Consider the following 4,349-nt stretch of genomic DNA (forward strand, 5'->3'; position numbering starts at 1 on the left):
GTACATAACCCCTTCGGACTCCGAATCGTCCGCGACGACACGGCGTATCCAAACGCCCCGTCGCCACATCTTCGTGTTCACATCCGAATACCCTCGAACGTATAAGGGCGTCGGATCGCCCCCACGCCGGAAACCGCAGCCGGCGGGGGTGTGTACGATCACAACTGAACGCCCAGGCACGTATAAGGGCTCCGAATCATCGCGACCGGCAGTTCCGGTCGCGACCATCGTCGTGTGGAGCCCTCGAGTACGCAGCCTCTCGTCGGATCGACCCGACGAGGTGTCCGAGGACGGATGTGATTCCTTCCTCCGTGCCGGGTTGCGGCCGGAGGGAACGTGGCGGCGTGCGCCACGTCGTTCGCATTACAATCGAAGTCCGAGTCAACATATAAGGCCGTCGTCTCGAGCGGCCACTGCGCCACGTTGTACAGTCACGAGGTGGCTCGAGCGACCGAGTGCCGTCGACCGAATACTCCGTCGACACTACCGGCGGTTCGGCGGATTCGAACTCGAGGCGTCGGGTTCTCGTCCGAGAATCGATCGGACGAGTCCAAATCCGGCCAGCAGACACTCGCGAAGGACCGGTGCGCCGTCGACGAACCACACCACCAGCGCCGCCCCGGCGAGTCCGAGTTGTGCCCACAGATACGTCGAGATATCGCCGGCGAGCATATCACTCGAGTAGCGACCGAACAGGTGAAGAAATGCCTCGAGGAACCCTGGCCCGGGAGAGTGGCCCTCGACCGTAGCGACCGGCCAGAGCATGAGTTCGGGCTGCAGGATATCCTGCCGGAACACTGAGTCCACGACATCGCCGAAGGGATGTGACAGGTAGCCGAGTCCGAACGCGAGACCGACCCGGGGCCGCGTCGCCGCGTGCGCGATCGTTCCGACGAGAATCGCCAGCGGCACCGCGAAGAAAAGCGAATGGCCGATCGCGTAGCCGTTCTCGAACACGCCGTACTCCCAGGCGAGTGGCTTGTCGATCAGATCCGGGAGAACCGACGCGAGGACGACGGTGAACGCCTCGAGTCCGGTGGGCGAGTCGCGAAAAATGATGTGACAGCACAGTGAGTATGCGAGATAGCCGACGATCGCGTGTTCCCACGGCCACATGGACGGATGGTTCGCTGTCCAACGAATAGTTATGGTTCGCTTGTCGTGGCGCTCGCGGCTGAACTGGGTTTGAGGGATCGTGACCGTCGAGACAGTACTCGATAAGCCCGTCTTACGGGACAACATCTGTGATTGACAGCGTTGCTGTCATCGACTGACGAGACCCCTGACTGTCGGAAAGTCGATCGAGTTCGACCAGCTATTGGAAAAGGACACTGACCGATACGAGAGGCCATAGCGACGTGTGGCTGGTCTCATAACTATATCTCCGTGGTCGCCATAGCACGACTGTGACCGATTACGCTATCGAAGCGCGCGACGTGGCGGTGACGTACGCGGACGGAACCGAGGCGGTCCGCGGCGTCGATCTCCTCGTCGAACGCGGCGAGTTCGTCGGCTTTCTGGGACCGAACGGCGCGGGCAAGACGACGACGATCAAGACGCTGGTGACGCTCCTGCGACCGACCAACGGCTCCATCGTCGTCAACGGATTCGACGCCATCGAGGAGCCCCGACAGGTGCGGTCGACGGTCGGGTATATGGCGCAGGAGACGAGTATCGATCCCGAGTTGACCGCTCGAGAAAACCTTCGGTTCGCGTGTGACGCCTACGGCGTTCCGCGAGCGCAGCGTGACGATCGGATCGACGAACTGCTTGCGCTTGTCGAACTAACCGACGCCGCGAACAAAGTCGCGGACGACTTCTCCGGGGGGATGAAAAAGCGCCTCGACGCGGCGACCGCGCTCGTCCACCGGCCGCCGCTGGTATTCCTCGATGAGCCGACGACTGGGCTCGATCCGGCAGCGCGAAACCGACTCTGGGAGTACTTCCGGCGGATCAACGACGAGGGAACGACCGTCTTCCTGACGACCCAGTACCTCGAGGAGGCCGACCAGTTGTGCGAGCGACTGTCGGTCATTCAGGACGGATCGGTCGTCGCGGAGGGGACGCCTGGAGAGCTGAAACGTCGCGTCGGCGGCGAGATACTCGCGGTCGAACTGGCTGATCCCGACGAGAGCCAGCGCGCAGTAGCGGTCGCCCGCGATGAGGCGCTGTTCGCGGACGGGGCGACGATCGAGGCAACGGAGTCGGGGCTCGCGGTGACGGCCCGCGATGCGCGGACGCGTGGGACCGAGTTATTGGTCGCACTGCGGGACGCCGGAATCGATGTGGACGGGTTCGACGTCCGTGCACCGACGCTCGACGACGTGTTCCTCGCGGTGACGGGTGAGGGGAACGAGGACGACCCGTCAACGGAACGCGAGTCGGACACGACCGACGCTGCACGATCCGGAGCGATCAGTAACGGCGGCCGTGACTCGAGAGAACCGACGGTGAGCGACGAGAGTGAAAACGGGAACGATATCGATCGAGACGAGGTGAACGGATGAGTACGCCCGATGTCGACCGTCACGGCGGGGGCTTCGCGAGCGACGTGTGGGTCACGTTCGTCCGGTGGACGATCAAGTCGGTTCGGAACCCGTTCGTGCTCGTCGTTTCGCTCGTCCAGCCGATCATCTTTCTCGTGCTCTTCACGCAGGTGTTCGGTGGCGTCGCGACGGCCGCCCTCGAGGGCGTCAGCTACGAAACGTATCTCGTGCCGGCGATCGTGATCCAGGTGGCGCTGGTGGCGGCCGCGACGTCGGGAATCGGGCTGGTCAACGACATCGAGACCGGGATGTTCGAGAAGATACTGGTCAGTCCGATGAACCGGACCGCCGTCTTTCTGGGGAAGACGCTCGCCGAGGTCGTCCGCATCGTCGTACAGGTCGTAATCGTGCTCGGATTGGGCGTGTTGCTCGGTGCGGAAATCGCGACCGGTATCGCGGGCGCGGTCGCAATCGCGGCCATCTGCGTCGTGTTCTCGGTCTGGTTCACTGCGTTCTCGAACGTGCTGGCCGTGGTGACCCGCGACGAGGAGTCGACGATTATCGGGGCAAACCTGCTTCAGTTGCCCTTGCTGTTCGTCTCGAGTGCGTTTCTCCCGTTGCCGGCGCTTCCGGATTGGATTCGGACGGTCGCGACGTTCAACCCGATTACCTACGGCGTCGACGCCGCTCGCGCGGTGATGCTCGGCGAGGATACGATGACCGTGATCGAGGTCACCCGGTTCGGCGGGATGTGGGACACGCTCGTGCCGGCACTCGCCGTTCTCGTGGGACTCGCGTTCACGTTCGGATCGGTCGCCGTCTACGCGATCGGCCGCGCAGCCAGCGCCGACGTTCGCTGATACGGTCTGCTGTAACGGTTTACCGGTGCGACCGCGGGACGATTCACGGTCGCACCGGAAATGACTGACAGCAGTCCGTATGAGGCTCTCGGCGGTCGGTGAGACGAGAATACCCGATATCATTTAGCGACAGTAGCCGTACGGGCCCCTATGGACCAGTCGGGATTCGTCAAACTCGCGGTCATCGCGTTCGGGATCGTCATCGCGAGCTTCTTCGTGCGCGGGATCAGTCGGATCGTACTCGACGTGGAAACCGCAAATCTCCTGCAGGCACCGCTCGCGATCGTCGGCTTCGGGCTCCTTCTCTATCTGTTCGTCAGGGCGACCCTCGACTTCGTCGGAATCTGGGACGTCGAGAACTCCGATTCGTGAGACGGCCGGCCGTCGCTGTGCCTCGGTCTATCGAAACGCCGTGATTCGATCGATCCGGGACCGATCTCCGGCCGTCCAAACGGAAGGAAACCGTTTTTCGACCGCCGTTCGAACGTGAAGGCATGACAATCGACGTTCAGGCGATCGCGGACCTCGGACCGGACGACCGCGCGGCCTTCTTCGAGCGCGACGCCGGTATCGAGGCGGTCAGGGGAGACGTCAGCGAGATCGTCGAGCGCGTCCACACGGAGGGGGACGTCGCCGTCCGCGAGTTCACGAGCGAGTTCGACGGTATCGAAGTCGGCAACCTCGAGATCACGGACGAGTGCGAGCGGGCGGCCGACGAGATCGACGACGGAGTCCGGAACGCGATCGAGACGGCCGCGGCGAACGTCCGCGAGTTTCACGAAGCGCAACTGCCCGACGACTGGCAACGGGAGTTCAGCGAGGGACGGACGCTGGGACGACGGTTTCGACCGATAGAGCGCGTCGGCGTCTACGTTCCCGGCGGCTCGGCGGCCTATCCCTCGAGTGCGATCATGGGGGTCGTCCCGGCGACGGTGGCCGGCGTCGGTCACGTCTCGGTGGTGACGCCGCCGGCCGACGAACTGAACCCGGTGACGCTGGCGGC

Annotated in this window: 5 protein-coding genes; 4 read left to right on the forward strand and 1 reads right to left on the reverse strand. The window is 63.6% G+C overall.

What is annotated here, in order from left to right; genetic code table 11:
* Positions 1-483: 483 nt before the first annotated feature.
* Entirely contained in the window at positions 484-1,116 is a 633-nt protein-coding gene (locus tag PGX04_RS24135) for a metal-dependent hydrolase (protein ID WP_273740832.1), read from the reverse strand.
* A 290-nt stretch (positions 1,117-1,406) separates the two neighbouring features.
* Between PGX04_RS24135 and PGX04_RS24140 the strand changes: the two genes are divergently transcribed.
* From PGX04_RS24140 to PGX04_RS24155, 4 genes are all read left to right on the forward strand, one after another.
* Positions 1,407-2,507 (forward strand): ABC transporter ATP-binding protein, encoded by a 1,101-nt coding sequence (locus PGX04_RS24140; RefSeq protein ID WP_273740833.1) that lies wholly within the window; start codon positions 1,407-1,409, stop codon positions 2,505-2,507.
* Positions 2,504-3,346 carry an ABC transporter permease gene (locus tag PGX04_RS24145; protein ID WP_273740834.1) on the forward strand — a complete coding sequence of 281 codons (843 nt, stop codon included), beginning with the start codon at positions 2,504-2,506 and terminating at the stop codon, positions 3,344-3,346. Before PGX04_RS24140 ends, PGX04_RS24145 begins: the two co-directional genes overlap by 4 nt.
* A 150-nt stretch (positions 3,347-3,496) precedes the next feature.
* On the forward strand, positions 3,497-3,718 hold the full coding sequence (locus PGX04_RS24150; protein ID WP_273740835.1) for a hypothetical protein: 222 nt from the start codon (positions 3,497-3,499) through the stop codon (positions 3,716-3,718).
* Positions 3,719-3,840: 122 nt separating this feature from the next.
* On the forward strand, positions 3,841-4,349 hold a 509-nt coding region (locus tag PGX04_RS24155; protein WP_273740836.1), incomplete at its 3' end, for a histidinol dehydrogenase.

The organism is Natrinema soli (genome assembly GCF_028618695.1).

Bases quoted from the DNA above. Each gene is read 5' to 3' on its own strand.
- PGX04_RS24150 (WP_273740835.1), top strand. From the start codon at position 3,497: ATGGACCAGTCGGGATTCGTCAAACTCGCGGTCATCGCGTTCGGGATC.
- PGX04_RS24145 (WP_273740834.1), top strand. From the start codon at position 2,504: ATGAGTACGCCCGATGTCGACCGTCACGGCGGGGGCTTCGCGAGCGAC.
- PGX04_RS24135 (WP_273740832.1), bottom strand. From the start codon at position 1,116: ATGTGGCCGTGGGAACACGCGATCGTCGGCTATCTCGCATACTCACTG.